The sequence below is a fragment of the Streptosporangium sp. NPDC049248 genome (genome assembly GCF_040678965.1).
Taxonomy (GTDB): domain Bacteria; phylum Actinomycetota; class Actinomycetes; order Streptosporangiales; family Streptosporangiaceae; genus Streptosporangium; species Streptosporangium fukuiense.
Window position 1 is genome coordinate 1 of record NZ_JBFAQY010000029.1, and the last position, 26071, is coordinate 26071.

The window sequence follows — 26071 nt, forward strand, 5'->3', positions numbered from 1 at the left end:
CGCTTCAAGGGGAACTCCTTGGTCTGATGTGGAACGCTTCTTGCGTCCCATGCGTCAGTAAAGGGAATGCCAGAAACATACAGCGTCGATCTTGAAGACCGGAAGCCGCTTTGAGGGGGAAGAGGCGGATCTGGAGTGCCGAGATCGTTTCGTGATGTTTAAGTGGTCCTGATGCCGATGCTGTAACCAAAACTTGCTCAAGGTGTTTACGCAGCTAGACATGATGTTGGGATGAAGGTGGCGAATGTGACGTGAGTGCCCACTTACTGTGAGCCACCATCCCCCTGTGACATAGATCACATCAATTTGATGGCACCGATTCCGCCGTGGGCACGTCTAACGTCTCCTTCAGGGGCCGATCCGGCTTTCGCGTCAACTCGCAACCCGGCTTCCGGCCCCTCCGAGCCGAGCTCTTCCCGCCCCGGAAACGGGTGCGGGACCCGGCGCGTGGCGCCGGGTCCCGCTGTTCGAAGGTGTGCGAACTACTTGTAGAGCTCCCCGTTCGGGCCGACGATCCTGCCGGACCACACGTTGGCGGCCTTGCGGTAGATGTCGGCCGTCTCACCGTCGAAGTACGGCGAGGTGATCAGGTCGTAGCGGTCGTTCTGGTCCTGGTCGCCGAGGAGGCTGGTGACGCCGTTGACGTAGCCCAGACGCTGGGCACTGCTGTACTGCGTCAACCACGGGCCACCGTCGGAGCCGGGGGTGAAGGCGCCCTTGAGGCCGACGTGCTCCTCGACCTTGTGCGCCGCGGAGACGTACTCCTTGCCTGACGGCTTGCCGTACAGGTACTTGGGGGTCACGCCGCTGTAGGGCCGGTCGCCGTCGGGGTGCGGGGCGGCGGGGTAACCGAAGACATAGACGGGCTTGCCGGTCCTCTGGTTCCAGGTGAAGCCCTGGCCGCCGACGTTGTCACCCAGGCGGCCGACATCCTTGGAGAGCAGGATGTAGTAGTGCGAGCCACGCGACCACTTGGGGCCGCTGAACCCCGCGTACTCGGCCTTGGTGACCTGCTTGACGCCGTTGAAGGCGACTCCGTTGTAGACGGTGACGAAGGCGTAGTCCTTGTCGTAGTCCTCGTAGTTGGCGAAGTCGTAGTGCGTCCACGCCGACTTGCCGACGTAGATGCCCCACGGGGTCTTGCCCTGGTAGTAGCCGGGGACGAAGACCCACTTGTCGAGGGTGTCGCTGTTGCTGTCGGGGTCGTAGACGCAGTGGCCGGCCGTGGCGACCAGGTTGCGGTACTTGCCCTGGATCGAGGTGGCCGAGCACCACCGGTACTGCCCGTTGACGACGAAGAACACCTTGCCGATGGTCTTGGGCAGGTTGACGTTCTTGGCGAGTGAGGGGGTGGGCTTCTGCGAGCCGGTCGGGCCGACGGTACCGGGCCTGCCGTCGGGGGAGAAACCGCCACCGACCTTCATCTTCGGGGCGCCGGGGTCCACGTTGTAGACGGTCGCCTTCTTGAGGGCGGCGAAGTTCGAGGCTGCCCAGAAGTTGATGACCGAGACCGCCGAGGAGTTGTTCCTGGCCATCGGGTCGGTCGCCCAGTCGGGGGCGGCCTGGGCGGTGCCCGCCAGGGGGCCGACCAGGGTGGTGGCCAGCAGGGCGGTGGCGGCTGCGGAGCCACCGAGGGAAAGACGAGAGTGCTTCAAAAGACGAGCTCCTTGCGCTGCAACGTTCCCGGACATCCGGGAACTGCGGGACGACAAGCTACGAACCTATGCAGGGATCGCCGGGCCAAACGTCGACTAAGGCTCTCTTAAGGCTCTCTTAAGGTGTCGTTATGTTCGGGGCGCCTGCTGGGTGGCCGCCCAGTGATAGGCGACGTAGGTCGACGCGATGAAGTACGGGGAGGAGATCCGGTCGTATCTGCGGTCGGTGTCGGTGTCCCAGGCGAAGCTGTTGACGCCGTTGAGGTAGCCGAGCGCGGTCCTGTTGTCGTAGGAGATCAGCCAGGGGCCGCCGCTCGCGCCGGTGGTGAACCCGCAGGTCAGGGCGATACCCTGCTCGACCAGACGAGCGGGGGCCTTCACCTTTTCTGTGCGCCCGTCGCACGACTTCAGCCGCTGGCCGTCGTAGGGCCTGCTGCCGTCGGGATGCGGGGCGGCGGGGTAGCCGAAGGCGAGGGTGAACAGGCCGGTGCCCCGGTTGGTCGCCAGGCCCTGTCCGCCGACGTTGTCCTCCAGGCTTCCGACACTTTCCATCTCGTAGCTGCCGGCGGTCTTGCCCGCCTTCCACCTGAAGCCGTCGTGCACGGTGACGAACGCGTAGTCGTAGTCGTAGTCACCCCTGCCGACGAAGTCCTCATGCAGGTTGAGCGAGTGACCGACATAGATCCCGTACGGGGTGTCGCCCTTGTTGTAGCCGGGGATGAAGATCCAGTACTCGGCCTGGCTGCCCGTCTTGGCGTCGTAGGCGCAGTGTCCGGCCGTCGCGACCAGGTTGCGGTTGGCCGCCGCCACCGAGGAGGCGGAGCACCAGTAGTCCTTGTTGCCGATCCGGAAGAACACCTTGCCGACGGTCAGCGGGGAGCCGCCGGAGCCAGGAGCCCGCTTCTTCGGGAGGGTGGGCCTGACCAGGGGGGCGGTCCCCTTGGGCTTGGCGGAGTTCTTCCCGCCGCTGGTCGTGGCGGTGGTCTCCTCGGTCCTGGCTGTCGCGTCGCCTGTCTCCCCGGCGGCGGCGGCCGTGGCGTTTCCGGTGGTGGTGCTTCCGGCCGTGGCGCTTCCGGCACTGGGGGACGGCGAGGTGGTGGTGCCGGATTTCCCACTGGGTGCCGCCGGTACCCCGGGTGTCGCGGGCACATTGTCCATGGCCTGCTTGAGCCTGGCCGGGCTCCAGTACTCCGCGATCCGTCTCATGTCGGCGGCGCTCTTGGTCAGCGGGATCGAGGTGATACCGCTGGGCACCGTGTTCAGCGGACCCGCCGCGGCGCTCCCGGCGAATGCCGACGTCACGGTCACACAGGCGGCGACCAGCGTCCCGAGTGTGGCCGTGAGCCGCCGTACGCGGGAGGACATGAGGAAGATTCCTTTCGGGAGGCCGGAGTTTCAGGGGACTACCAGGGATGCAAGGGGTGATTTTTCCAGATCAACTTGGTTTTGGGCAGTTCGCTGGACCGATCCGCTCATACTCCGTTATCTGGCCAGTGTGCCCGAGGGTGTATAAGCACCCCGTGAAGGTACGGAAAGGGCCCGGTGCGTACCGGGCCCTTCCTGGTTCACGCGAACTGCGTCCTAGGCCGGGAGCTTCCCGGTCCAGAGGTTGGCCGCGTGCTTGTAGATGCCGTACGTCTCACCGTTGAAGTACGGGGTGGTGACGCGGTCGTAGCGGCCGTTCTTGTCGCTGTCGACGGTCAGGCTCACCACGCCGTTGAGGTAGCCGGTCCGCTTGCTGTTCTTGTACTGCAGCAGGAAGGGGCCACCGCTGGCGCCGGGGGTGAAGGCGCACTTGATCGCCTGGTGCTCCTCGGCCTTGTAGGCCGCGACGACGGGCGCGGCGACGGTCGTGCCGTAGCACCACTTCTGGGTGTGACCGGAGTACGGCTTGTCGCCGTCCAGGTGGGCCGAGGTCGGGTAGCCGAACGTGAAGACCTTCTTGCCCAGCTTCTGGTTCCAGCTGAAGCCCTGGCCACCGACATTGTCGCCGAGGCGGCCGGCGTCGGCCACCGTCGAGATGTAGTGGCGGAAGATCACATACTTCACCGACGCGGTCTTCTTGATGTACTTCACCACGTAGTAGTGGGTGATGGTGTAGTTGCCCTTGTCGTCGACCTTCTTATAGCCCGGACCCTTGTATGCGTCGTAGTCGGCCTTGGTGACGTTCTCGACACGGCTCTCGAGCTTGGAGCCGGCCTTGGGCCAGTCGCCCTGCGGCAGATCCTTGCCCTTGAGCGTGACCTTGTCGTTCTTCAGGCCGTAGACCTCACCGGTGACCTTCTCCCAGGCCCACTTGTCCGTCTCCGACGCGACGGCGAGGGCGCCCTTGTACTGGGGGCCGACCTCGTCCTCGGAGGAGATGTTCTCGACCTTGCCGATGCCACCCTTCTGGGTCCACCTGTCGTAGGTCTCGAAGTCGACGGTCTTGGCGTCCTCGCGGCCAACCCCGCCCTTGTCGACGTGCGCCTTGAAGGTCTTGTAGTCGACCTCCTTCTCCGGCTGCTGCTTGACGCCGTTGTAGACGTTGACGAAGGCGTAGTCGTAGTCGTAGTCCTCGTAGACCGTGAAGTCGTCGTGGGTGTTGACCTTGGCGCCGACGTAGATGCCCCAGGGCGCCTTGCCCTGGTAGTAGCCGGGGATGAACACGAAGTTGTCGAACGGCTTGTTCGTGTCGGTGTCGTAGACGCAGTGGCCGGCGGTGGCGACCAGGTTGCGGTACTTCGACTGCACGGAGCTGCCGGAGCACCAGCGCTCCTGCCCCTTGTTGTCGACGAAGAAGACCTTGCCGACGGTGATCGGGAGGTTCACGTTCCGCGACTTGCCGGCGGACTTGCCGCCCTCACCGGTGGGGGCGACAACGCCGGGCTTGCCGTCGGCGGCCGCCCTGGCGGCGCCGGTCTTCTTCAGCTTCGCCGAGACGGTGGAGTCGGAGAGGTAGGTCTTCGCCGACTTCAGCTTCGAGGCGGTCCAGTAGCCCGCGATGGCCTTCGCGTTACCGGAGGGGGTGAGCGCCGCCGACTTGATGTCGGGGTCGGCGGTGCTCGCCTGTGCGGTGGCGGGGAGGGAGGCGCCGATCATCGCGGCCGCCGCGAGGGCACCGCCGAGGGGAAGGATCAGACGCTTGGCTCGGGGGTTCAATGAAGCTCCTTCTTTGTCATGGACCACTCGGGACGCGATCCACGCATGCGTAAAGAGACAAGAGGTGACCGTACTCGGCAAAGATGGGTTAAAGAGCTACAAAACGGGCAGAGGCTTGGACCGATATGATTTCGTTACCAAATCCATGGAACCGGAAATCGGTCCTGCCCGTCTGATCTTGCCTTGTTGGGCCGAGGAGCCTCGTACGGCCTTTTTTGGCGTGTGAACTGCGGAAACCCGTTGCCTCGGCGGCGGGCGTCCGCTTGTCCTTGGAACGCTCCGGGACAGGGCGATGACCGTCGACGCGAGCAGGGACCCGGTCCTGAGACCGGGCCCCTCCTCATCCGGCAGGTCGAACCCTCACGGGACGGTCGCGCGGGTCAGTCGGTCCAGCGGTTGGCCGCGGCCTTGTAGACCTTGTAGGTGTCGCTGTTGAAGTACGGCGAGGAGATCTTGTCGTACCGGTCGTTCTTGTCGGTGTCCCAGGCGACGCTGTTGACGCCGATCAGGTAGCCGGTCCGGCTGGAGCTCTTGTACTTGTAGAGCCACGGGCCGCCGCTCGCGCCCGCGGTGAAGGCGCACTTGAAGCCGATGTGCTCCTGGACGTTGTACTTCGGCGCGGCCGGCATGGCGCCGGTCTTGCCGTAGCACCACTTCATCGTGCGGCCGGAGAAGGGCTTGTCGCCGTCGGGGTGCAGTCCGGCCGGGTAGCCGAAGGCGAAGACCGTGTTCTTGATCTTCTGGTTCCAGGCGAAGCCCTGGCCGCCGACGTTGTCGCCGAGCCGTCCGACCTTCTTGATGATCGGCTGCCACTTGCCCTCCTTGTCCTTCTCCCAGTTCACCTTGAACCCGGAGTGGACGTTGACGAAGGCGTAGTCGTAGTCGTAGTCCTCCTTCACCACGAAGTCGTCGTGCGCGTTGAACCACTTGGCCGCGTAGATGCCGTAGGGGTTCTTGCCGTCCCACGCCTGGTCGCCGTCCCAGTAGGACGGAATGAAGATCCAGTTGTCGTAGAACTGGTTGGTCTTCACGTCGTAGACGCAGTGCGCGGAGGTGGCGACCACGTTGCGGTACTTGCCCTGGACGGAGCTGCCGGAGCAGTACTTCCAGCTCTTCGGGTCCGCCGGGTTGGCGCCGGGCAGGGTGAAGAAGACGCGGCCGACGGTGTTGGGCAGGTTGACGTGCTTGCTCTTGGCGGACTTGGCGCCCTCCTCGCCGATCGGCGGGACCGCTCCGCCGGGGCCGTCGGGGCCCGCGGCGCCGGAGGCCTTGCCGCCCTTGATGCTCAGGTCGAGGTCGCCGGTGGCGTCCGTGGCCTTGCGCATGCGCTCGGGCGACCAGAAGGAGGTGGCCTCCGTGGCCGTCTCCGAGGCCGGGGAACTGACCACGTCGCTGGGGGCTTGAGCGGCGTTGGCGCCTGTGGTGGCGCCGATCACTCCGGCGATCATGAGAACGCCGGTGAGGGGGATCGTGAGGCGCCGTGCTCGGGAATTCATGGAGCTCCTTTCACGCTCGGCGTGGAGACGGGACCTCTCCTCGCCGGGAAAACGATCGGAACGTTACTGACTGAATCGAGCGGTCGGCGAGGAATTGACGGGAAAAAGCATCGAATGGTTCCAGGCGATGCAATCCCGTTATTTAAATAGCGATTTGTTATGGTTTAACGAATAGGCATCTTTGCAGGTCATAGCGGGTTCTGTGGGCCTCTGTGGACATCTGTGGCACCATCGGTAACAGCGATTACCGAAGGTTTCTCAAGTAACTCCGGCACCCCCGGCCTATTAAACCGAATTATGTTCTGGTTGGATGTCGGCATGAGTGGAGATCCCCGTACCCCATGCCTCGTCGGCGTCGCCCAGCACACGGTCCGCGTCCAGCCGGGGCCCGAGCCGTTGGATCTGTGGGAACTCGTCGCCCGCGAGGCCGCCGCCGACGCCGGAGCCCCAGGTCTGCTGAACGCCCTCGACTCGATCCAGGTCGTCTACACCGAGTCCTGGCAGTACGACGACCCGACGGCCAGGCTCGCCGAACGGCTCGGCGCCGCTCCCCGCCACCGGGCCTACTCCAAGGTGAGCGGCACGGCACCGCAACTGCTCCTCGGAGAGGCGGCCTCGATGATCGCCAGAGGCGAGATGGACGCCGCCCTGGTCGCCGGGGCCGAGGCGCTGGCCACGCGCAGGGCCCTGCGCAGGGCGGGGGAGCGCGTGGCGTGGAGCCATCCGGCGAATCCCAAGCCGCCCTACGGCTGGGAGCGGCCCCCGCACCCGGCCGAGCTGGCCCACGAGCTGTTCCTGCCCGTACACACCTACGCGATCATGGAAACGGCCCGGCGGGCGGCGGCGGGCGAGTCCATCGAGGAGGAGCGGGCGGCGCGAGGGCTGATGATGGCCCCGATGACCGAGATCGCCGCGGCCAACCCGCACGCCTGGTACCGGGAGGTCGCGAAGCCCTCGGAACTGGTCACCCCGGCCGCGGACAACCGGTTCGTCGGCTGGCCCTACACCAGGCGCACCGTCGCGGTCATGGAGGTGGACCAGGCCGCCGCCGCGATCCTGGTCAGCGACGGGCTCGCCGACCGGCTCGGCATCCCCCGAGACAAACGCGTCTACCTGCGGGGATGGTCCTACGCCGAGGACACCTGGGAGGTGGCGGCCCGTCCCGCGCTCGGCTCCTCGCCGGCCATGGCCGCCGCGGCGCGGGCGGCCTTCGAGCGGGCGGGGACCGGCCTCGACGAGATGTCCGCGTTGGACCTCTACAGCTGTTTCGCGATCGCGCTCCGCGCCGCCTGCGCCGCCGTGGAACTCGACCCGCTCGACCCGCGAGGGCTGACCGTCACCGGTGGCCTGCCGTACGCGGGAGGTCCGGCCAGTGACTACGTCCTGCACTCCACGGCGGCGATGGCCGAGCGCCTGCGGGCCGCGCCGGGCCACGGGCTGGTCACCGGGGTCGGCATGCACCTGACCAAGCACACCTACGCGGTCTGGTCCACCGAGCCCGGAGGCGTCCCGGGTGACGCCGCACCGGTGTACGTCGCGGAACCGGTGCCGATCGCGGACTCCTACGAGGGTTCCGCGACCGTCGCCGGATACACGGTCGCACACGGCAGGGACGGAGCGGCCGAACGCGGCGTCCTGATCGCCGACCTTCCCGGCGGCGGCCGGGCACACGCCCACGTCCGCCACCCCGACCTGATCGCCGAGGCCGAGTCGCGGGAACTGGTCGGCACCGAGGTGCGCCTGGTCCCCGAAGGGCCGGTGAACGTCGCGACCTGGTGATCCTCTCCCGACGGGCATCGACTCCGATTCGTGATGGCATCAAGACCGTCGAAACCCGAAGATGGAGCGAGAACCGTACCTTCTCGTAAGAGGCGGCCCAGGACGTGGCCGGTGAACCGCACGACATCATCGAGGCCAGGTCCCCGAGAGGACCACGGCGCTGGATCGGCGTGGCGGTGCTGGCCGCCCTCGTGCTGGTGCCGGTGGTGAGCCTGCTGGCAGGCCGGGAGCCGGACTCCGTTCCGCGACCTCCGCCGTCGGTGCCCGCCAGGGCGGAGGCCGTCGCGGAGGACGCACCCAACGTGCTCTACCCCCGGCCCCGGCACAGAGGCGGCAGGGAGATCCTCAACGTGGTCTTCCCCGACGGCTCGGCGGCGGAGGTCGGCTACCCGGCGGAACTGGGCCTGGCCGGGCTGGGGGTCCGGCCCGCGATGACGGGCAGGCTCGACGGGGAGGCCGGCACGTACCGGCAGCTGACCGTGCCGCAGGGAGGGCCGGCCGGAGTGGCGATGGGCAGGCCGATGATCCGGAAGCTGGCCGGGCAGGTCACACTCTGGCACCCGATGAGTCCCGTCGAGGGGGAGGTGCTGCTGTTCGCGTTCGACCCCTGGTTCGTGGCGCTGCGCGATCTCAAGGACGGCATGCCCTTCGAGCAGCGCATGCTCTGGGCGCGCAACCTGCGCGGCAGGGTGACCAGGGACGGCTACCTGGTGCTCGACGCCCAGGCTCCGGTGCGGCTGGCCCGGCCGGGGGAGACCTTCCGCGGCGAGCAGGTAGGGCCGCAGCTGTGGTTCGGCGGGGCCAGGGAGACGCTGCTCGTGCTGGCGCCGGTGCCCGGCTGTGACGTCGCGGCGATCGAACTCTCCGTGATCGAGCAGCGGCGTCGCTTCTCCGCCGAGACCTGCCAGGACGGGGTGTACGTGGCGGCCTCGGGAGAGCGAGGGCACGTAGAGAGGGCGGTCGCTGAAATAGTCGTCAGGCGGACAGCGTAGGGTGCGGCCATGTTCGCTGTAACCGCCACGCAGATCGATCCCGACAATCCGCTCGCCGGTCTCACCCTTGGTGAGCGCCCGGAACCCCAGGTCCCCGAGGGGTGGACCACCGTCACGGTGAGAGCGGTCTCGCTCAACCACCATGACCTTTTCACCCTGAAGGGCGTGGGCATCCGCGCGGAGCAGCTCCCGATGGTGCTCGGCACCGACGCGGCGGGGTACGACGAGGACGGCAACGAGGTCATCGTGCACTCGGTGATCGGCAGCGGTGCCGACGAGACGCTCGACCCGAAGCGTTCCCTGCTGTCGGAGAAGTACGACGGCACCTTCGCCGAGCGGGTCGTCGTGCCCAGGCGCAACCTCGTGCCCAAGCCCGCCGCGCTCAGCTTCGAGGAGGCCGCCTGCCTGCCGACGGCCTGGTTGACCGCCTACCGCATGCTGTTCGACAAGGCCGGGCTGGAGCCGGGCTCGACGGTGCTGGTCCAGGGCGCGGGCGGTGGCGTGGCCACCGCGCTGATCCTGCTGGGCCGGGCCGGGGGATACCGGATCTGGGCGACCAGCCGCTCTGAGAAGAAGCGGGCGCGGGCCCTGGAGCTGGGCGCCGACCAGGTGTTCGAGGACGGTGCCCGGCTGCCCGAGCGGGTCGACGCGGTGATGGAGACCGTCGGCCAGGCGACCTGGGCGCACTCGCTGAAGGCGCTGCGCCCCGGCGGGCGGATCGTGATCTCAGGCGCGACCAGCGGGGTGGTCCCGCCGGCCGAGCTGAACCGCATCTTCTTCCTCCAGCTCTCGGTGATCGGCTCCACCATGGGCAGCCGCGACCAACTGGGCAGGCTCGCCCGCTTCATGGAGCAGACGGGCACCCGCCCGCTGATCGACCGGGTCCTCCCGTTGACCGAGGCCCGCGAGGGCATCGCTGCCATGCACGAGGGTGAGCTCTTCGGGAAGGTCGTCTTCACGCTGCCGGGGTGAACGCGGTCCGCAGCCGGGCACCGATGTGTTCCCGGTCACGCACGTAAGTAATGGGTTACTTCTTGGCCTCTCGGGTGATAGAACACGGATGAGCGATGTATCACCCGGGAGGCCCGGAATGACCGACTCAATCGCGCGCCGCGACCCCGACGCACCGCGCGCCCCCCTCGCCGCGCCCGCCGGCTCCTCCGCACCCGGTGGTCCCGTCCCGACTCTCCCCGAGGCGGGGGACGACGGGCCCGCGCGCGGCGAACCCGAACCGTTCGGCCCCGGCGACCTGCTCTGGGACGGGATGGGCGACCAGCGGCTGATGTTCCTGCTCGGCGGCGGTCTCATCATGCAGGTCATGCACCCGGCGATCGGTGCCGCGGTCGGCCAGCAGTCGGTCTACCGGTCCGACCCGTGGGGACGGCTCACCCGCTCGCTCAACTCGCTGCAGACCTGGGTGTACGGAGGACCGCAGGCCATCGAGGAAGGTAAGCGCCTGCGTGAGATGCACAAGGACATCAGCGGTGTCGACGCACAGGGCAGGAGCTACCACGCGCTGAGCGCGGGACCGTACGCCTGGGTGCACCTGACCGCCTTCGAGCGCGCCGTCACCATGGCGAAGTACTTCGGCGAGCGGCCGTACACCCCGCAGGAGGAGCAGCGCCTGTACAAGGAGGTCATCCGCCTGGGCCGGATCCTGCGGGTCCCCGAGCGGATGTTCCCCGCCACGGTCGGCGACTACTGGACCTACTTCCACGACATGGTCGACAACACGCTGGAGAACCATCCGACGGCGCACGACGTGCTGGAGACCACGCTCACGGTGGGGGCACCGCCGCCGCTCCGGGGGCCGCTGCGGGCACTGTGGCGTCCGCTCGGTCTGACCTCGGGCCGGCTCAACCACTTCGTCACGGTCGGCACGCTGCCGGACGCGGTTCGCCGGAAGCTGGAACTGCCGTGGACCGCCAGGGACGAGGTGCGGCTGCGCCGTCTCGGCAGGGCGGTCGCCGCGACGATGCCACGCCTGCCCGAGCGGGCCAGATACCTGCCGATCGCCTATCACGCCAGGCGGGCGGCACGCGCACAGGAGCGGCTCGCCCGCGCCATGCGCGTCGCCTGAGGAAAGGCCGCCTGTCCCGTGCCGCCGGTCCGTGCGCGTCGCGTGGCGGGGGCGCGGACCGGCCGTCGGCGGGAAGGCGGATGGTCACCGGAGCGCTTCGCGGATGCGGCGGGCCGCGTCGTACAGGGCGTCCTGCGCGGTGGCCAGGGTCTCCTCGGTGACCTGCGCGTTCGACGCGTCCCGGTGGACCTCCTCGGCGAACTCGGCCAGCATCTGCCCGAGCCGGGCGTCGACGGCGTGTGACCCCTCGCCGGCGAAGCCGACGGCCCAGATCCGCTTCCAGTCGTCCTTCCACTCGCCGGTCTGGCGTTGCCACTCGTGCTTCTGGCGCTGCCACTCCGTCTTCTGCTCGTGCCAGGCCCTGCGCTGGTCCTGCCTGGCCTGCTTCTCCTCGTGCCTGGCGCCCTGGCGCACGTCACGCGCCATCTGGGTGAGCTCCTCGCGCAGCGACTTCACGGTGTCGCGCACGTCCTCCTTGACCTCGCGGGCGATGTCGCGGACCGAGTCGGAGATCTCCTGCTCCAGATCGGCGAGCTCGTCGAGGCGGTCGTTGAGCTCGGCGCGGCCCCGGTCGCTGATCGTGAAGACCTTCTTGCCGTTCACGACCTCGTGGGTGACCAGCCCCTCCTCCTCCAGGCGGGCCAGGCGCGGGTAGATCGTGCCGGGCGAGGGGGAGTAGACACCGAGAAAGCGATCCTGGAGCAGCCGGATCACCTCGTAACCGTGGCGGGGGCTCTCCTGGAGCAGCTTCAGGAGATAGAGCCGGAGCCTTCCATGACCGAAAACCGGGCTCATGCTTGGGCTCCCTTCAGCAGGGTGACATCGGCGGAGACGGTGTGCGCCGTCAGGGAGGCCATGCCGCCGCCGATCCGGCCGGTCAGCGACCTCGTGCCGGTCTGGATGGAGTGGTGGAGTTCGGAGAAGGCGGTGTCGAGCCTGCCCGAGGTGGAGCGGATCTTGACATCGGCGTCCACGGCGTGCGGGAGCCTGAGCACGATGTCGCCGGTGACGCTGTTCAGCGTCACGTGACCGGTCGGCGGGAGCTCCAGGTCGGCGGTGATCCGGCCGGAGACGGTGGTGACGCTGAGACGCCGGGGGGTGCCCTGCGCCACGGTCAGCTCGCCGGAGACGCTCTTGAACGACAGGTCCCCGACCAGGTCGCGGCTCTCCACGTCACCGGAGACGGTGTCGGCGTTGATCTCCCCGCTCACTCCGTCGAGCACGATGTCACCCGAGACGCCCCTGACCGAGGTGCGGTCCTCGAATCCGGAGACGACCGCGGAGGCGGAGACCACCCCCACGTTGATCGGGCAGTCCTTGGGCGCGGTCAGCGTCAGCGTCGCCCGGCGTCGCCCCGGGCGCAGCCAGCCCAGCAGGCCGTCCCAGGTCAGGTCCTTGTAGGTGACGGTGAGCGTGCCGTCGTCGTCGTGGGTGACGAGCAGCGGTGTGGTGTCCACCTCGGTGACCTCGAGCATGGCGGGGCCGTCGCCGGCCAGCACCGCCAGCCTGCCCGCCACGATGCGTACGTTCAGCTTTTTCACGGAGTCGAAGGTGAGCTGCTCTGGTTTCTCGATCGTCCACTGCCGCATGTTCGTGACCTCCTTGTGCATGACACGATATGTCGCGTCAGTCGGGAGGTCAAGATATATCGTGTTATTTCAGTCGTCCTCGTCTTCCAGCCGGGCCAGCCAGGTGGCCAGCCGTTCCACCGGAGTCTCGAAGTCGGGGTTCAGGTCGACGAACTCGCGCAGCCGCTCCGCCAGCCACCCGATGGTGACCTCCTCCTGGCCACGACGCTCGACGAGCTCCTCGATGCCCCGATCGGTGAAGTACATCGTTCTCCTCGTGGTGACACTTGCCATAACGGGGAAGTCCCCCGCAGAGGTTCCTGCGGGGGACTTCCGTGGTGACGCCTGCACTGCGGACCGCCGGTCGGCGGTCCTTCCTGCTAGACGAAGACCTCGCCCAGCATCTGCTGCAGCTCGGCCTCGTGGGCCGAGTGCGAGCCGGTCGCCGGGGAGGAGTTGGCCTTGCGGGAGACCCGCTTGATCGTACGGCCGCCGAAGACACCCGGATTCTCGGCCATCTTGAGCGCGAGGAACGGCCACGGACCCATGTTGAGCGGCTCGTCCTGCGCCCACACCAGCTCGACGTCGGCGGAGTAACGGCTCAGCTCGACCTCCAGCGGGTTGCCGGGGAACGGGTAGAGCCGCTCGAGACGGACGATCGCCACGTCGTTGCGGCCCTGCTTGTCGCGAGCCGCCGCCAGGTCGTAGTAGAGCTTGCCGGAGACCAGCACGACCTTGCGGACGCCGGCCGGGGCGACGGTGGTGTCGCCGAGCACCGGCTGGAACGACCCCGAGGTGAATTCGCTGACCGACGAGATCGCCGCCTTGTGCCGCAGCAGCGACTTGGGCGTGAACACCACCAGCGGGCGGTGCCGGTTCGACAGCGTCTGCCAGCGCAACAGGTGGAAGTAGTTGGCCGGCACCGTGGGCTGCGCGACGGTCATGTTGTCCTGGGCGCACATCTGCAGGAAGCGCTCGATGCGAGCCGAGGAGTGGTCGGGGCCCTGTCCCTCGTAGCCGTGCGGCAGCAGCAGGGTGACGCCGGAACGCTGGCCCCACTTCTGCTCGCCCGAGGTGAGGTACTCGTCGATGATCGACTGAGCGCCGTTCACGAAGTCGCCGAACTGCGCCTCCCAGGCGACCAGCGCCTCGGGCCGTTCCACGCTGTAGCCGTACTCGAAGCCGAGCGCGGCGTACTCGCTCAGCAGGGAGTCGTAGACGTAGAACTTCGTGGTGCCCTGGTTGAACGCCTTGAGCGGGGTGTGCTCCTCACCGGTGACCCGGTCGACCAGCACGGCGTGCCGCTGGGTGAACGTGCCGCGCCGGGAGTCCTGGCCGACGAGGCGGACCGGGTGGCCGTCGATCAGCAGCGATCCGAACGCCAGGGTCTCGCCCATGCCCCAGTCGATACGCTCCTCGGTGACCATCTGCCCGCGACGCTGCAGCACCGGCAGCAGGCGCGGGTGGACGGTGAAGCCCTCGGGCATGTTGAGCTGGGTCTCCACGATCCGCTTGACGGTCTCCTCGGAGATGGCCGTCTTGACGTCCTCGTGGGACCAGGGGATGGTCTCCATGTCGATCGGGCGGGAGAACTCGTCCGTCGGCTCGTTGGCCGCCGCCCGGGTCTCGGCGAAGGCGTTCTCCAGCTTGGCCTGGTAGTCGCGGAGCGCGCCCTCGGCCTCCTCGACCGTGATGTCGCCCCGGCCGATCAGCGCCTCGGTGTAGAGCTTGCGGGTGGAGCGCTTGGCGTCGATCAGGTCGTACATCAGCGGCTGGGTGAAGCCCGGGTTGTCCATCTCGTTGTGGCCGCGACGCCGGTAGCAGATCAGGTCGATCACGACGTCCTTGCGGAACGCCTGGCGGTACTCGAAGGCCAGGCGGCCGACCCGGACCACGGCCTCGGGGTCGTCGCCGTTGACATGGAAGATCGGGGCCTGGATCATCCGGGCCACGTCGGTGGCGTACACGCTGGAACGCGAGCTGGCCGGGCTGGTGGTGAAGCCGACCTGGTTGTTGACCACGATGTGCACGGTGCCGCCGGTGCGGTAGCCGCGCAGCTGCGACAGGTTGAGGGTCTCGGCCACCACGCCCTGGCCCGCGAAGGCCGCGTCGCCGTGGACGAGCACGGGCAGGACCGTGAAGCCCTCCTCGCCGCGCTCCAGGAGGTCCTGCTTGGCGCGGACCACGCCCTCCAGAACCGGGTCGACCGTCTCCAGGTGGGAGGGGTTGGCCACGACCGAGGTCCTGAGCTTGGAACCGTCGGGCGAGACGAAGTCGCCGCTGGCACCCAGGTGGTACTTGACGTCACCGGAGCCGTGGGCGCTGCGCGGGTCGATGTTGCCCTCGAACTCGCCGAAGATCTGCCCGTACGACTTGCCGACGATGTTGGCCAGCACGTTGAGTCGACCTCGGTGGGCCATGCCGACCACGGCCTCGTCGAGCCGCTCCTCGGCCGCGGCGCTCAGCACCGAGTCGAGCAGCGGGATCAGCGACTCGCCGCCCTCCAGCGAGAAGCGCTTCTGCCCCACGAACTTCGTCTGCAGGAACGTCTCGAACGCCTCGGCGGTGTTCAGCCGCTCCAGGACACGCAGCTGCTCGGTGCGGTCGGGCTTGGCGTGCGGCCGCTCGACGCGCGCCTGGATCCAGGCCCGCTCCTCGGGGTTCTGCATGTGCATGTACTCCACGCCGATGGTCCGGCAGTAGGAGTCGCGCAGCACGCCGAGAATGTCGCGCAGCTTCATCAGGGGCCGGCCGCCGAAACCGCCGGTGGCGAACTCGCGCTCCAGGTCCCAGAGGGTCAGACCGTGCGACTTGATGTCCAGGTCGGGGTGCTTGCGCTGCTTGTACTCCAGCGGGTCGGTGTCCGCCATCAGGTGGCCGCGGACCCGGAAGGCGTGGATCAGCTCTATGACCCGCGCGGACTTCGCCACGTCGTCGTCGTGCGTGGTGGAGATGTCCTGGACCCAGCGGATCGGCTCGTACGGGATCCGGAGGGCCTCGAAGATCTCGTCGTAGAAGCCGTCCTCGCCCAGCAGCAGCCGGTGGACCTGCCGCAGGAAGTCGCCGGACTGGGCACCCTGGATGATCCGGTGGTCGTAGGTGCTGGTGAGCGTCATGACCTTGCTCACCGCGAGGCGGGAGAGCGTGTCGGGGGAGGCGCCCTGGTACTCCGCGGGGTACTCCATCGCGCCGACGCCGATGATCGTGCCCTGTCCCGGCATCAGGCGCGGCACCGAGTGCACGGTGCCGATGGTGCCCGGGTTGGTCAGCGAGATCGTGGTGCCGGCGAAGTCGTCGACCCCCAGCTTGCCCGCCCTGGCCTTGCGCACCACGTCCTCATAGGCGACCCAGAACTGGCGGAAGTCCATCTGCTCGGTCGCCTTGATCGACGGGACCAGGAGCTGACGGGTGCCGTCGCTCTTGGCGACGTCGATGGCCAGGCCCAGATTGACGTGCTCGTGCTTGACCAGCGCCGGCTTGCCGTCGACCTCGGCGTAGGAGTGGTTCATCTCCGGCAGGACCTTGAGGGCCTTGATCACCGCGTAGCCGATGAGATGGGTGAACGACACCTTGCCGCCGCGACCGCGCGACAGGTGGTTGTTGATCACGATCCGGTTGTCGATCAGCAGCTTCGCCGGGACCGCGCGCACGCTGGTCGCCGTCGGAACCACAAGGCTGGCCTCCATGTTGGCGGCAGTCCTCGCGGCCGCGCCGCGTAGTCGAACTTCCTCGGCACCGGCGGGCAACTGCGTCTCCTGCTTGGATCGGTCCGCCGGGGCGGCCTTGGCCGCCGCCGGCGCTGGGGTCGTCGTCACGGGGGCCGCGGCGGCCGGAGCCGCGCTGGCCGGGGCTGGGGTGGCCGGGGTCGAGGAAGCGGTGGGTGTCGGAGGAGTGGACGCGGCGGTCGCCGCACCCGGGGGAGCGACTCTGCCGGCCCCTGCATCAGGGCTGTAGTCGGCAAAGAAGCTCCACCAGGCCCGGTCGACCGACTCGGGGTCCTGGAGGTATTTCTGGTACAGCTCGTCGACCAGCCACTCGTTCTGGCCAAAGGCTGCCAGCGGGTTTGTCCGCGACGACTCAGACGACACGGCGGAAATCGCCCTCTTCCGCAGATCGGCGTTGATGATAGAGAACCTGTCCAAGGCTACTCGCCTCGGCCCGGACCTGCGCCACTCTGGCCGCAGCTTCCTTGTCGATCCTCTCAGACTCGTTTAAAACGGTCACCTCCTGGGTAGCCGTTTCGCCCGCTGAGTCGCTGGTCAGCTGGATTCGGGGAGCTTTGTCAGTCAAATCCGACCAGTCGGAATTCTGTCCGTATCTCCGGGGTAACATCTTCGAGCAGGCCGACCAGTTCGTCTCCGGCGGTCCGCAACTCCTCGATGGACAGGGGTGCGAGTCGCTCCAGCAGGAACAGCGCGTCCGTCGTCTCCTCGGTGATCCGGGTGCGGACGCACTGCCGCCAGTTCCACCGGCGGCAGGTGACTCCCCTGTCGTCCCGCCAGACGACCTCGCCGATCTCCGGGTGGTCGATCGCCGGCTCGCCTCTCTCGACGACCTCGAACGGCTCGTCACCGGCCGCGCGCACCAGCCTCGCCGTCCCCTCGTAGCGGGTCAGGTCCTCTCCGCCGATCGGCAGGCCGTGCCTGATGCTGATCGCGTTGTAGGCGTCGACCACCCGGTTGATCTCCGGCGGCGGCATCCGCCTGACCAGGGCGTCCACCGAGGGTCGGGTCCGCTGGGGCTTGGCGCCGAATGCCCGGTACGTTTCCCGCCACGCCTCGACCCTCGCGTCGTCGGCCGCCACCGCCTTCTCGGCGGCCTCCGCCAGCCAGGCCCTCGACCTGTCGTCCGTCGGCCCGTTGCGCAGCCCGTACACCCCTATCACCAGCACCGCGAAGTCCGGCCTGAGCGCGCTGACGGCGGGGTCCACCCAGATGTCCTCGATCACTCCCCCAGCTTAGGCCGCTCACAGTCCCGCACTTTGGAGGGGCGAGATATTCGATAGACGTCGGGGTTTCGAAAACTGTGCACACCTGGACCCCGAATCGGTGGCCTCCGCGGGTCGACCGTGGCCGCGTCAGGCGGTCGCGTGAGGTCTGAACGTGACGCTCAACTCGGCGTCCAGCGCTCTCGCCAGACGTCGGAGCAGTGTCAACGTCGGGGTGACCCCCCCGGTTTCCAGGCGGGACACCTGCGGTTGCGTCATGCCGGCACGCTCGGCCAGCTCCGCCTGCGAGAGGCCGAGCTCCATTCGGCGGTTGTAGACCTGTTGCCCCAGCAGCAAAGCCTCACGGGCTTCCTGGTAGGCATCGGCCCGGCGCTCGGCGCCGGTCCGTTTCCACGTGCTGTGAGCCATACCCCAATCAGTCCTTCCAGACGCGGTCGTAGACCTCTGAAGCGACCACATGAAGATTCTCACATTCGACCTGTGCTCGACGAGCGCGTTCAACCTGACCGGTCTCCCTGCGGCGTGTCTTGGTGAAGACGGTGAGAAGGACGATTCGCCGTCGCGGGGCGAGCCAGTAGGTGATCCTGACCTGCCGGCGCGTGAGTGAGAGGCGTAGCTCACGCACTTTGCCGCCAAGGTGCTTGGAGTATGGCTCGTCCAGCGTCTCAGCCTGTTCTGAGAGGAGGTCGGCCAAGGCCTCGACCTTGACATAGTCGCGCTCGGAGAGTGACTCAAGCCAAGATCGGATCTCGGGCTCGATCTCGATGACATATAGCCTCACGGCCGTGAGACTATATGTCATCGATTATATAATCCGTGATACGTCGGGGTTGATAACCACAGGGCATCGATGCGGACGCCCGACTAGGGGCATATGGGGTAGACCCCGCCGGTGACAGGTGCCTGGTTACGCCGGTCGCCCGCAGAGGGTGCCGTTGAGGAGGAGGCGTTCCGGCTTGGGGTTGGGGCCGGGGGCGTCGGCGCCGATGAAGCCGAAGGTGACCGAGTCACCGGGCCTGATGGTCTTGTTCCAGCTGAGGTTCCTGGCGGTCACGGTCGCGCCGTCCTGGGAGATGTCGGCGCTCCAGTGCCGCCGGACGGTCTGGCCGCCGAGGAAGGACCACTTCAGGGTCCAGCCGTCGATGGCCTTCCTGCCGGTGTTGGTGACGGTGACCTGGGTGTTGAACCCCTCGGGCCACTGGCCGTGGTTGGTGTAGGTCACCTTGCACTCACCGGCGGCGGCGGGGGTGTCCAGGTAGGAGGCGATCCAGGCGAGCGGGGAGTTCCAGTTGATGGTCAGCTCGTTGGTGGACCACGACTCGATGTCGTCGATGTAGCAGAACTGGGGCGCGCAACCCCTGAGCTTGGCCTGGGCCACCGGGTCCTGAATGCTGGAGTTCGGGCCGCCGGCCAGGGTGCCGCGCGGCGGGTTGGGCAGGGACGGGTCGAGCTGACGGGCGTACCAGCGGCTGTGCTGGTTCTTGGCGGCGACCTCGCCGTAGCCGGTCACGTACGACTGGTTGAGGGCGTTGCGCCCGAAGAGGTAGTCCAGCCCCTCCAGCACCCCGTCGCGATACTTCGCCTCGCCGCTGAGGTCGTGGGCGACGGCCATCACGACCATGTTGTTGAGCACCAGGCTGTTGGAGCCCCAGTCGTAGGTCGACGGGTTGTACGGGACGCCGTAGGGGTGGGCCCGCTGGGCGGCGAGATAACCGTCGGCGCCCTCCAGCACCGATTGGCGCACCCGTGCCCGGTCGGGGAGCGCGTTGGGCACCGCGGCCAGCTGCAGGCGGCCGAGCTGGGCGGTGCTGCCCCAGTCGAAGCCGCGCTCGCGCCAGATGTCGCCGGTGTGGTGCGGCGAGGCGAGCACGTAGTCCCTGAACTCCTTCTCGGCGGTGGTGAGATAGAGCTCGGCGGCGGCCCAGTAGAACTCGTCGGTCACGTTGTTGTCGTCGTAGGCGCCGCCGCCCACCCCGTCGGAGGCGTCGGCGTACCGCGCGGGGTCGGCCTTGGCCGCGGCCCAGGCCTTCCTGGCGGCGGCGAGGTTGCGCGCGGCGAACGCGGCGTCGTACGGGGCGAAGAGCCGCGCCGCCTGGGCCGCGGTGGCGGCCAGGTTGAGGGTGGCGGCGGTGGAGACCGGGTGCAGCTCGCGCCGCTGCGCGTCGAGGTGGGGCAGGAGCGGCAGGCCCGTCCACGCGGCGTCGTGGATCTTGTGGTGGGCCATCCCCGCGTGTGGCCTGCCGTCCGGGACCTGCATGCTGAGCAGGAACTCCTGCTCCCAGCGGGCCTCGTCGAGGATGTCGGGGACCCCGTTCCCGCTCTCGGGGATGTCGAGGTCGCCGTCGGAGTGGATGCCGTCGGCCTTGGCGCGCTCGAAGGCGGACATCAGCTGGTGGACGGAGATGCCGCCGTTGACGACGTACTTGCCGTGGTCGCCCGCGTCGTACCAGCCACCCTTGACGTTCAGCGTGTAGTCGCAGACGCCCGGCTGGCAGGGCACCTCGACGTCGCCCTGGTTGGGGGCCACGCCCGCGTGCCCGGCGGGCCTGCCGTAGCCGGGGCGGAGGGTGTCGAGGATCGGGATGCCGCTGCGCTGGGTGTAGTAGAACTTCAGCGCGTCATTCCTGAGCTCGTCGTAGACGTCGGCGCCGATGTCGAACGGGCGGCTGGTCTCGCCGTCGGCCTCCAGCGTGTAGCCGGTGCCGGGGGCGATGCCGGTGCCGGGGGCCGTGCCGAAGTCGATCGAGTGCGTGTTCTGGCCGGAGCTTCCGTCGACGCCGCGCGGGACGGTGTCGCCCTGGGCGACGAGCTGCCCGCCGCGCCGGAGCCTCCAGCCCACCGGCTCCGTCTCCTCGGTGACGAGCGTGGCCCTCTTCGGCCCGGTGGGCAGGTAGCCGACCATGTTCACCCGGACCCGGGGCCCGGTGTCCGGCCGGTAGACGTCGGGTTCGGCTCCGCCTTTCAGGGAGACGTCGTCCACGCAGAACCTCCACGGGGTGGCGCTGCCCCCGAGTTGGAACGCCACCTGCGCGCCTGGCAGGTCCACCGGTGAGGTGAAGGTGTAGCGGTAGTCGTTGCCCGACACGCTCAGCTCGGGGTTGGCCGACAGGTACTGGGTGTAGGGGTCGACCGGGAGCTGGACGAGGGCCCTGGCGACGCGGCCGGGCGTCGCGACGCCGAAGAAGGAGAACTCGTACGTCTCGTCCTTGACCAGGGGGATGTCGTTCTGGCCGACGATGACGTCCCACGGGTTGACGGTGCCACCGGGGATGTCCGCGCAGAGCCGTCCGGCCTCGATCTCCAGCGCGGTGTTGCCGGTGCTCCACCAGGGGGCGGTGCCGGTGTCGAAGGTGCCGTTGACGATCTGTTCGGGACCGTCCGCGGCGGCGGGCAGTGGGGTCAGGGTCACCAGGGCGGCGGCCGTGGCGAGAGCGAGCCAGGCAGGTGGTCTGATCACGGGGGGTCCTTTACGCAGGGGATGCGCCTCGCGGTGGGAGCGCCGGGTGGGAGCGTCCCTGTGGGAGCGCTCCCACCGCGAGGATGTGCCGATGTTTCCAGCGCGTTTCGCCCGCAGTCAATCGTCCCCCCTCCGGGGCCGCCCGCTGACCGGGTGAATGACCGATTTGCCCGATGAAACTTTCAGGGCTTCCGGGGGACCGCGTCAGGGAGCGGTCCAGTCGATCTCCGGCCCCCGGGGCACGATCCCGCTCGGGTTGACGTTCGTCTGCGTCACGAAGTAATGCCGTTTGATCTGGTCGAAGTCGGTCGTGTCGCGGAACGCGGGAACGGCGTACAGCTCGCGGGCGTAGGCCCACAGGGCCGGGTAGTCGACGAGCCGTCGCACCGAGCACTTGAAGTGCGAGTTGTAGACCGCGTCGAACCTGGCGAGCGTGGGGTAGAGCCGCACGTCGCTCTCGGTGAGCGCGTCGCCGTGCAGGTGGCGCCGGCCGGTCAGGCGCTCCTCCAGCAGGTCGAGCGTGGCGAACACGCCGGCGACCGCCTCGTCGTACGCCTCCTGGGAGCGGGCGAACCCGGCCCGGTAGACACCGTTGTTGAGGCCGTGGAAGATCACTTCGTTCAGCGCGTCGATCTCCTCGCGCAGTTCCTCGGGGTAGAGGTCGGGTGCGCCCTCGGCGTGCCACGGCGCGAAGGCCGTCTCCAGGGTGAGGGTGATCTGCGGGTAGTCGTTGGTGACCAGGCGCTCGGCGGCGATGTCCCAGACACAGGGCACCGTGTAGCGGCCCTGGTAGCCGGGATCGGTCGCCAGGTAGAGCTCGGAGAGGTACTCCACCCCCGTCACCGGATCGCCGCCGGGCATCCGCCAGCCCTTCTCGTCCCTGATCGGATCGACGATCGTCACCCCGACCACCTCCCGCAGGCCCAGCAGCTCGCGGACGATGAGCGAGCGGTGCGCCCACGGGCAGGCGTAGGAGGCGTAGATCTGGTAGCGGCCGGGCTCCGGCGGATGCTCGCCGCCCGCCTCGATCCGCGTCGTGAACCGGTTCTGCTGCCTGACGAAGCGGCCGTCGCCGGAGATCTCCTTTTCCAGCTTCATGGTATGACGGTACGGGATCTCGAATAGAACATGGTTCGGTTGAGAGGGTCGGGGGAGCCGGGCCCTCCAAGGATTTCATGCAAAACAAGTAGGAAATATTGACTTAGCCCGGAGGGGTGCGTAACTTGTCCGGTATGAGCTGCTATCTGACCCGTTTCGACCAGAAAGCATCGGTGGCCTCATGAGCATCGTGACCGTGCTGGGAAACCCGCGACCCGGGTCGCGTACTCACGGAGCGGCCAACTCGGCGGCGGAGGCCGTGGCCCGGCGGATCGGGGTTCGGGAGGCTCCCGAGGTCGTCGATCTGGCGGTCCTGGCTCCGCTGCTGTTCGCCCCGGAGACGGCGCCGGAGGTGAGGGCCGCGTTGGAACTGGTCGCGGGTGCCGATGTGCTGGTGGTGGCCAGCCCGACCTACAAGGCCACCTACACCGGCCTGCTCAAGGCGTTCCTCGACCGGCTGCCGGGTGGCGCCCTCGCCTCGGCCGTCGCGCTTCCGCTGCTGGTGATGGGGGACGCCAAGCACTCTCTGGCGGTGGAGGTCCACCTCCGGCCGCTGCTGGTGGAGCTGGGCGCCGTCGTTCCCACGCCGGGCCTCGCGCTGCTGGAATCGCAGCTCGCCGACCTCGACGCGGTCCTCGGCCCCTGGGTCGACCGGGTCGCCCCGCAGGTGGCGGCGGCACTCGGGCAGCGGGCTCCCGCGTGACGCCGGGAAGAGAAGGCGGCATTAATGGGTTCTGAGAAGTGTCTTTTATTCCTCGGAGGGGGAAAAGTGACCAAGTGGAGCATCTTGGCGGTACCCCACCCGTCCCTGGGAGAGGTGTCATGACCGAGACCCTGTCCGGCCGAGCGGTCGACGCGGAGCGGTTCCGGCAGGCGCTGGCCGTTCACGCGGCCGGGGTCGTCGTCGTCACGGCGCAGTTCGAGGGCGTACCGGTCGGTCTCACGGCCACCTCGTTCTCATCCGTCAGTCTTACGCCCCCGCTGGTCTCCTTCTACGTGGACCAGTCGTCGAGCACCTGGCCCTGGCTCCGGCAGGCCGATCACTTCGCGGTGAACGTGCTGGCCAGCGATCAGGCCGAGCTGGCCGCGCGCTTCGCGAGGAAGGGCGTCGACCGCTTCGCCGCACCCACCTCCTGGGTGCCGGGGCACCTGGGCGTCCCGCTGCTGGACGGTGTCTCGGCCCACCTGGTCTGTGCCCCCCACTCAACCGTCGACATCGGTGATCACATCCTGGTCGTCGGACTCGTCACCGAGACGAGCCTCGAACCCGGCGGTCGCCCGCTCCTGTACCACCAGGGTCGTTTCGGGCGTTTCACCCCGCACTCCTGATTGTTGAGGGGAATTTCCGTTTGGTCGGGTAAGGGGATGTTCCATGAGCTCTGACCTTCGGTGTCCCGGTGAATTCGATGGCCGATTTCCGGATGAGGGAACGCGGCGCGGGTGACCGACGCGCCGACTGGGCGGAGAATCCGCTTATTTCGGCAAAAGTGTTAAATACCGGATAGCTCTAATCGGCGGCGGCGGGTGTCCCGGTCGCGGTACGGCCGGCCTGCCGCGGGGCTCGCCCGCGCGATGCCCGGCGGTGCTTCCTCAGGCGAGGCGGACGGTGCCCCGGCCGGTGGTCAGGGGGAGGTCCAGGGCGGTACGGATGCCCGGTGGGGCGGCGCAGAGGGCGGCCACGGAGTTCACGGCATGGGCGGCGGCGCCGGCCAGCCCGTGGGAGATCTCGCTGACGGTGAGCATCAGCTGGGGCATGCCCTCGATGTGGACGCTGAAGCCTGGGTCGGCCCAGCGTGCCACCCGGGTGGCGTCGGCCTTGTAGACGCATTCCACGGTCATCAGGGGGCGGCCGCGGACCAGCCCGCTGAACATCCAGCGAGAGGCGCACACGGTGCCCGCCCTGACCAGCCCCGCGGCGATCTCGAACTCCTCTGAGGCGAGTTCGAACTCGTCGCTCTCCTCGACCTCGTCGAGGGTCACGCCGAGGTTGTCGGCGACGAACTGGACGCTCTCGGCGAACAGCGAGCGCTGGAAGGCGCGGAAGGGACGCACTCCGGCGGTGTAGTCCTTGGCCGAGCGGGTGAAGCCGAACAGGTCCACCACGATCTGCCGGGAGGGGTGACCCCGGAAGTCGGACGACTCCCGGACGTAGATGTGGTCGACCCTGCTGGACAGGCCGGTCAGCGTGAGCGGCAGCATGTCGCTCATGAAACCGGGATTGACGCCCGTGCCGTGCAGGGACGTTCCTCCCGCCCGGCAGGCGGCCTCCAGGCGGGCCACCACCGTCGGGCCATAGCACTTGGGGTAGACGAACCCGGTGGTGGTGATGACGTTCTTGCCGCTGGCGAGCAGCGCGCAGATGGTCTCCACGTCGTTCGGATGGCCCCCGCCGAAGTAGAAGGTCGGCAGCGGCATGTGCAGCACGCAGTCGGCCTCCAGGGCGAGGATCTCCTCGACGTCGTCGGTGCAGAGGACACCGGCCTCGGGAAGTCCCACGAGGAGCCCCGCGTCCCGTCCCACCTTGTCCGGGTCGTAGACCAGCACCCCGACCAGTTCGAACTCCGGCCGGGTGATGAGGCTGCGCAGGGAGTATCTGCCGACTGCGCCGGTGGCCCATTGGATCACGCGCAGGGGCGGCGATAAGGACATATGGGGCCTCCAGCCCGAATTGTTGGGCGGGGCCCTGTTGGGAAATGAGGGGTGTCATCATTGACCCTCGCCCGTATGGGGCAGAAACTTTAGCAGAAATTAACACGCTCGCTTACTATGCGCAATGATCTCCTATTTTTTGGTTACCGCCCTGGGGATTTTGGGGCCTTTATCCGAAAGGTGGTCGGCCGCTTCCGGGGGCGTCGCCGGAGGTCCGGGGCGCCCGTGATGGCATCGCCGGGGGCGAGCAAGCTATTGTTCGGAGGACTAGAATTATGTTCTCGTAGGAGGGTTGCGGATGTCAGAGCTGCGGTTTGACGGCAGGGTCGCGGTCATCACCGGCGCCGGACACGGTCTCGGCCGTTCGCACGCGCTGTCGCTCGCCGAGCGCGGTGCCAAGGTGGTCGTCAATGACCTGGGCGGGGCGCTGGACGGCACCGGGGCCTCCACCGGACCCGCCGCCGAGGTGGTCGAGCTGATCAGGAAGAACGGTGGCGAGGCGGCCGCCAGCACCGACAACGTCGCGACCCCCGAGGGGGCCAAGGCGATCGTCCAGACCGCGATCGACGCCTTCGGGCGGCTGGACATCGTCGTCAACAACGCCGGCATCCTGCGGGACAAGTCCTTCGGCAAGATGAGCGTCGAGGAGTTCGACCAGGTTCTCGCCGTCCACGTCCGCGGTTCGTTCCTGGTCAGCCGGGAGGCGTTCCCGTACCTCAAGGAGCAGGGGTACGGCCGGATCGTCAACACCTCCTCGCCCGCCGGGCTGTTCGGCAACTTCGGCCAGGCCAACTACTCCACGGCCAAGATGGGCCTGGTCGGCCTCACCAAGACGCTCGGTATCGAGGGGGCCAGGGCCGGGATCAAGGCCAACGCGATCGCGCCGGTCGCCTGGACCCGGATGACCGAGGAACTCCTCCCCGCCGAGTTCGAGGCCAAGTTCACCGCGGAGCGGGTCAGCACCCTGGTGACCTTCCTGGCGCACGAGGCCTGTGAGACCAGCGGCGAGGTCTTCAGCGTCGGCGGCGGCCGGATCGCCCGGGTGTTCGTGGCCGAGGGGCCCGGCTGGCGGCAGGACGACCACACGGTGGAGGACATCCGCGACAACTGGCAGGCGATCCTCGCCGAGCAGCCGTACCTGACCCCGACCACTCTCGGCCAGCAGGCGAGCGCCTCCATGAAGGCCATGCTCTGACACCGCGGGCCGC

The 26071-nt window shown here is 68.1% G+C and carries 21 protein-coding genes; 7 read left to right on the plus strand and 14 right to left on the minus strand.

Going from position 1 to position 26071, the window contains the following annotated elements:
* Window positions 1-482: 482 nt before the first annotated feature.
* The 4 genes from AB0K21_RS35775 to AB0K21_RS35790 all read right to left on the minus strand — a co-directional run bounded on the left by AB0K21_RS35775 (window position 483) and on the right by AB0K21_RS35790 (window position 6292).
* Window positions 483-1655 carry a hypothetical protein gene (locus tag AB0K21_RS35775; RefSeq protein ID WP_364156215.1) on the minus strand — a complete coding sequence of 391 codons (1173 nt, stop codon included), beginning with the start codon at window positions 1653-1655 and terminating at the stop codon, window positions 483-485.
* A 129-nt stretch (window positions 1656-1784) separates the two neighbouring features.
* Complete coding sequence (locus AB0K21_RS35780; protein WP_343973286.1) at window positions 1785-3020, minus strand: serine protease; 1236 nt, start codon at window positions 3018-3020, stop codon at window positions 1785-1787.
* 216 nt (window positions 3021-3236) lie between these two features.
* The gene (locus AB0K21_RS35785) at window positions 3237-4796 is read right to left on the minus strand and encodes a hypothetical protein (protein ID WP_364156218.1); all 1560 of its coding nucleotides are present in this window, start codon (window positions 4794-4796) and stop codon (window positions 3237-3239) included.
* A gap of 380 nt (window positions 4797-5176) precedes the next feature.
* Window positions 5177-6292, minus strand: a complete 1116-nt coding sequence (locus AB0K21_RS35790; RefSeq protein WP_364156221.1) for a serine protease — start codon at window positions 6290-6292, stop codon at window positions 5177-5179.
* A 318-nt stretch (window positions 6293-6610) separates the two neighbouring features.
* Between AB0K21_RS35790 and AB0K21_RS35795 the strand changes: the two genes are divergently transcribed.
* From AB0K21_RS35795 to AB0K21_RS35810, 4 genes are all read left to right on the plus strand, one after another.
* The gene (locus AB0K21_RS35795) at window positions 6611-8071 is read left to right on the plus strand and encodes an acetyl-CoA synthetase (RefSeq protein ID WP_343973278.1); all 1461 of its coding nucleotides are present in this window, start codon (window positions 6611-6613) and stop codon (window positions 8069-8071) included.
* A 104-nt stretch (window positions 8072-8175) separates the two neighbouring features.
* Window positions 8176-9063 carry a hypothetical protein gene (locus AB0K21_RS35800; RefSeq protein ID WP_343973276.1) on the plus strand — a complete coding sequence of 296 codons (888 nt, stop codon included), beginning with the start codon at window positions 8176-8178 and terminating at the stop codon, window positions 9061-9063.
* Between the two features lie 9 nt (window positions 9064-9072).
* Window positions 9073-10035: a zinc-binding dehydrogenase gene (locus tag AB0K21_RS35805; RefSeq protein ID WP_364156225.1), complete on the plus strand. Its 963-nt coding sequence runs from the start codon at window positions 9073-9075 to the stop codon at window positions 10033-10035.
* A gap of 118 nt (window positions 10036-10153) precedes the next feature.
* Entirely contained in the window at window positions 10154-11143 is a 990-nt protein-coding gene (locus AB0K21_RS35810; RefSeq protein ID WP_343973272.1) for an oxygenase MpaB family protein, read from the plus strand.
* A gap of 84 nt (window positions 11144-11227) precedes the next feature.
* Here the strand turns inward: AB0K21_RS35810 and AB0K21_RS35815 are convergent, their stop codons facing one another.
* From AB0K21_RS35815 to AB0K21_RS35855, 9 genes are all read right to left on the minus strand, one after another.
* Window positions 11228-11938 carry a helix-turn-helix transcriptional regulator gene (locus AB0K21_RS35815; protein WP_343973269.1) on the minus strand — a complete coding sequence of 237 codons (711 nt, stop codon included), beginning with the start codon at window positions 11936-11938 and terminating at the stop codon, window positions 11228-11230.
* Window positions 11935-12732, minus strand: a complete 798-nt coding sequence (locus tag AB0K21_RS35820; RefSeq protein ID WP_343973266.1) for a DUF4097 family beta strand repeat-containing protein — start codon at window positions 12730-12732, stop codon at window positions 11935-11937. Before AB0K21_RS35820 ends, AB0K21_RS35815 begins: the two co-directional genes overlap by 4 nt.
* 69 nt (window positions 12733-12801) lie before the next feature.
* On the minus strand, window positions 12802-12978 hold the full coding sequence (locus AB0K21_RS35825) for a DUF6104 family protein (RefSeq protein ID WP_343973263.1): 177 nt from the start codon (window positions 12976-12978) through the stop codon (window positions 12802-12804).
* Window positions 12979-13091: 113 nt separating this feature from the next.
* Complete coding sequence (locus AB0K21_RS35830) at window positions 13092-16799, minus strand: multifunctional oxoglutarate decarboxylase/oxoglutarate dehydrogenase thiamine pyrophosphate-binding subunit/dihydrolipoyllysine-residue succinyltransferase subunit (RefSeq protein WP_343973260.1); 3708 nt, start codon at window positions 16797-16799, stop codon at window positions 13092-13094.
* A 194-nt stretch (window positions 16800-16993) separates the two neighbouring features.
* Window positions 16994-17659 carry a phenylalanine--tRNA ligase beta subunit-related protein gene (locus tag AB0K21_RS35835; protein WP_343973257.1) on the minus strand — a complete coding sequence of 222 codons (666 nt, stop codon included), beginning with the start codon at window positions 17657-17659 and terminating at the stop codon, window positions 16994-16996.
* A 129-nt stretch (window positions 17660-17788) separates the two neighbouring features.
* Window positions 17789-18067, minus strand: coding sequence for a helix-turn-helix domain-containing protein (locus AB0K21_RS35840; RefSeq protein WP_364156232.1), 279 nt, complete (start codon window positions 18065-18067; stop codon window positions 17789-17791).
* 7 nt (window positions 18068-18074) lie between these two features.
* A complete protein-coding gene (locus AB0K21_RS35845) occupies window positions 18075-18461 on the minus strand; it encodes a type II toxin-antitoxin system RelE/ParE family toxin (protein ID WP_343973251.1) in 387 nt (128 codons plus the stop codon).
* A gap of 105 nt (window positions 18462-18566) precedes the next feature.
* A complete protein-coding gene (locus AB0K21_RS35850) occupies window positions 18567-21116 on the minus strand; it encodes a glycoside hydrolase family 9 protein (RefSeq protein ID WP_343973248.1) in 2550 nt (849 codons plus the stop codon).
* Between the two features lie 204 nt (window positions 21117-21320).
* Complete coding sequence (locus tag AB0K21_RS35855; protein ID WP_364156236.1) at window positions 21321-22214, minus strand: glutathione S-transferase C-terminal domain-containing protein; 894 nt, start codon at window positions 22212-22214, stop codon at window positions 21321-21323.
* 181 nt (window positions 22215-22395) lie between these two features.
* Between AB0K21_RS35855 and AB0K21_RS35860 the strand changes: the two genes are divergently transcribed.
* Window positions 22396-22917 (plus strand): NADPH-dependent FMN reductase, encoded by a 522-nt coding sequence (locus tag AB0K21_RS35860; protein ID WP_343973242.1) that lies wholly within the window; start codon window positions 22396-22398, stop codon window positions 22915-22917.
* 119 nt (window positions 22918-23036) lie between these two features.
* Window positions 23037-23543: a flavin reductase family protein gene (locus tag AB0K21_RS35865; protein WP_343973239.1), complete on the plus strand. Its 507-nt coding sequence runs from the start codon at window positions 23037-23039 to the stop codon at window positions 23541-23543.
* A 261-nt stretch (window positions 23544-23804) separates the two neighbouring features.
* Here the strand turns inward: AB0K21_RS35865 and AB0K21_RS35870 are convergent, their stop codons facing one another.
* On the minus strand, window positions 23805-24863 hold the full coding sequence (locus AB0K21_RS35870) for a dihydrodipicolinate reductase (RefSeq protein ID WP_343973236.1): 1059 nt from the start codon (window positions 24861-24863) through the stop codon (window positions 23805-23807).
* Window positions 24864-25161: 298 nt separating this feature from the next.
* Between AB0K21_RS35870 and AB0K21_RS35875 the strand changes: the two genes are divergently transcribed.
* Entirely contained in the window at window positions 25162-26058 is an 897-nt protein-coding gene (locus tag AB0K21_RS35875; RefSeq protein WP_343973233.1) for an SDR family oxidoreductase, read from the plus strand.
* The last annotated feature ends 13 nt before the right edge of the window (window positions 26059-26071 follow it).

Coding starts and splice junctions, on each gene's coding strand:
- AB0K21_RS35780 (WP_343973286.1), bottom strand. CDS start 3,020: ATGTCCTCCCGCGTACGGCGGCTCACGGCCACACTCGGGACGCTGGTC.
- AB0K21_RS35790 (WP_364156221.1), bottom strand. CDS start 6,292: ATGAATTCCCGAGCACGGCGCCTCACGATCCCCCTCACCGGCGTTCTC.
- AB0K21_RS35795 (WP_343973278.1), top strand. CDS start 6,611: ATGAGTGGAGATCCCCGTACCCCATGCCTCGTCGGCGTCGCCCAGCAC.
- AB0K21_RS35805 (WP_364156225.1), top strand. CDS start 9,073: ATGTTCGCTGTAACCGCCACGCAGATCGATCCCGACAATCCGCTCGCC.
- AB0K21_RS35810 (WP_343973272.1), top strand. CDS start 10,154: ATGACCGACTCAATCGCGCGCCGCGACCCCGACGCACCGCGCGCCCCC.
- AB0K21_RS35815 (WP_343973269.1), bottom strand. CDS start 11,938: ATGAGCCCGGTTTTCGGTCATGGAAGGCTCCGGCTCTATCTCCTGAAG.
- AB0K21_RS35820 (WP_343973266.1), bottom strand. CDS start 12,732: ATGCGGCAGTGGACGATCGAGAAACCAGAGCAGCTCACCTTCGACTCC.
- AB0K21_RS35825 (WP_343973263.1), bottom strand. CDS start 12,978: ATGTACTTCACCGATCGGGGCATCGAGGAGCTCGTCGAGCGTCGTGGC.
- AB0K21_RS35840 (WP_364156232.1), bottom strand. CDS start 18,067: ATGGCTCACAGCACGTGGAAACGGACCGGCGCCGAGCGCCGGGCCGAT.
- AB0K21_RS35845 (WP_343973251.1), bottom strand. CDS start 18,461: ATGACATATAGTCTCACGGCCGTGAGGCTATATGTCATCGAGATCGAG.
- AB0K21_RS35855 (WP_364156236.1), bottom strand. CDS start 22,214: ATGAAGCTGGAAAAGGAGATCTCCGGCGACGGCCGCTTCGTCAGGCAG.
- AB0K21_RS35860 (WP_343973242.1), top strand. CDS start 22,396: ATGAGCATCGTGACCGTGCTGGGAAACCCGCGACCCGGGTCGCGTACT.
- AB0K21_RS35865 (WP_343973239.1), top strand. CDS start 23,037: ATGACCGAGACCCTGTCCGGCCGAGCGGTCGACGCGGAGCGGTTCCGG.
- AB0K21_RS35870 (WP_343973236.1), bottom strand. CDS start 24,863: ATGTCCTTATCGCCGCCCCTGCGCGTGATCCAATGGGCCACCGGCGCA.
- AB0K21_RS35875 (WP_343973233.1), top strand. CDS start 25,162: ATGTCAGAGCTGCGGTTTGACGGCAGGGTCGCGGTCATCACCGGCGCC.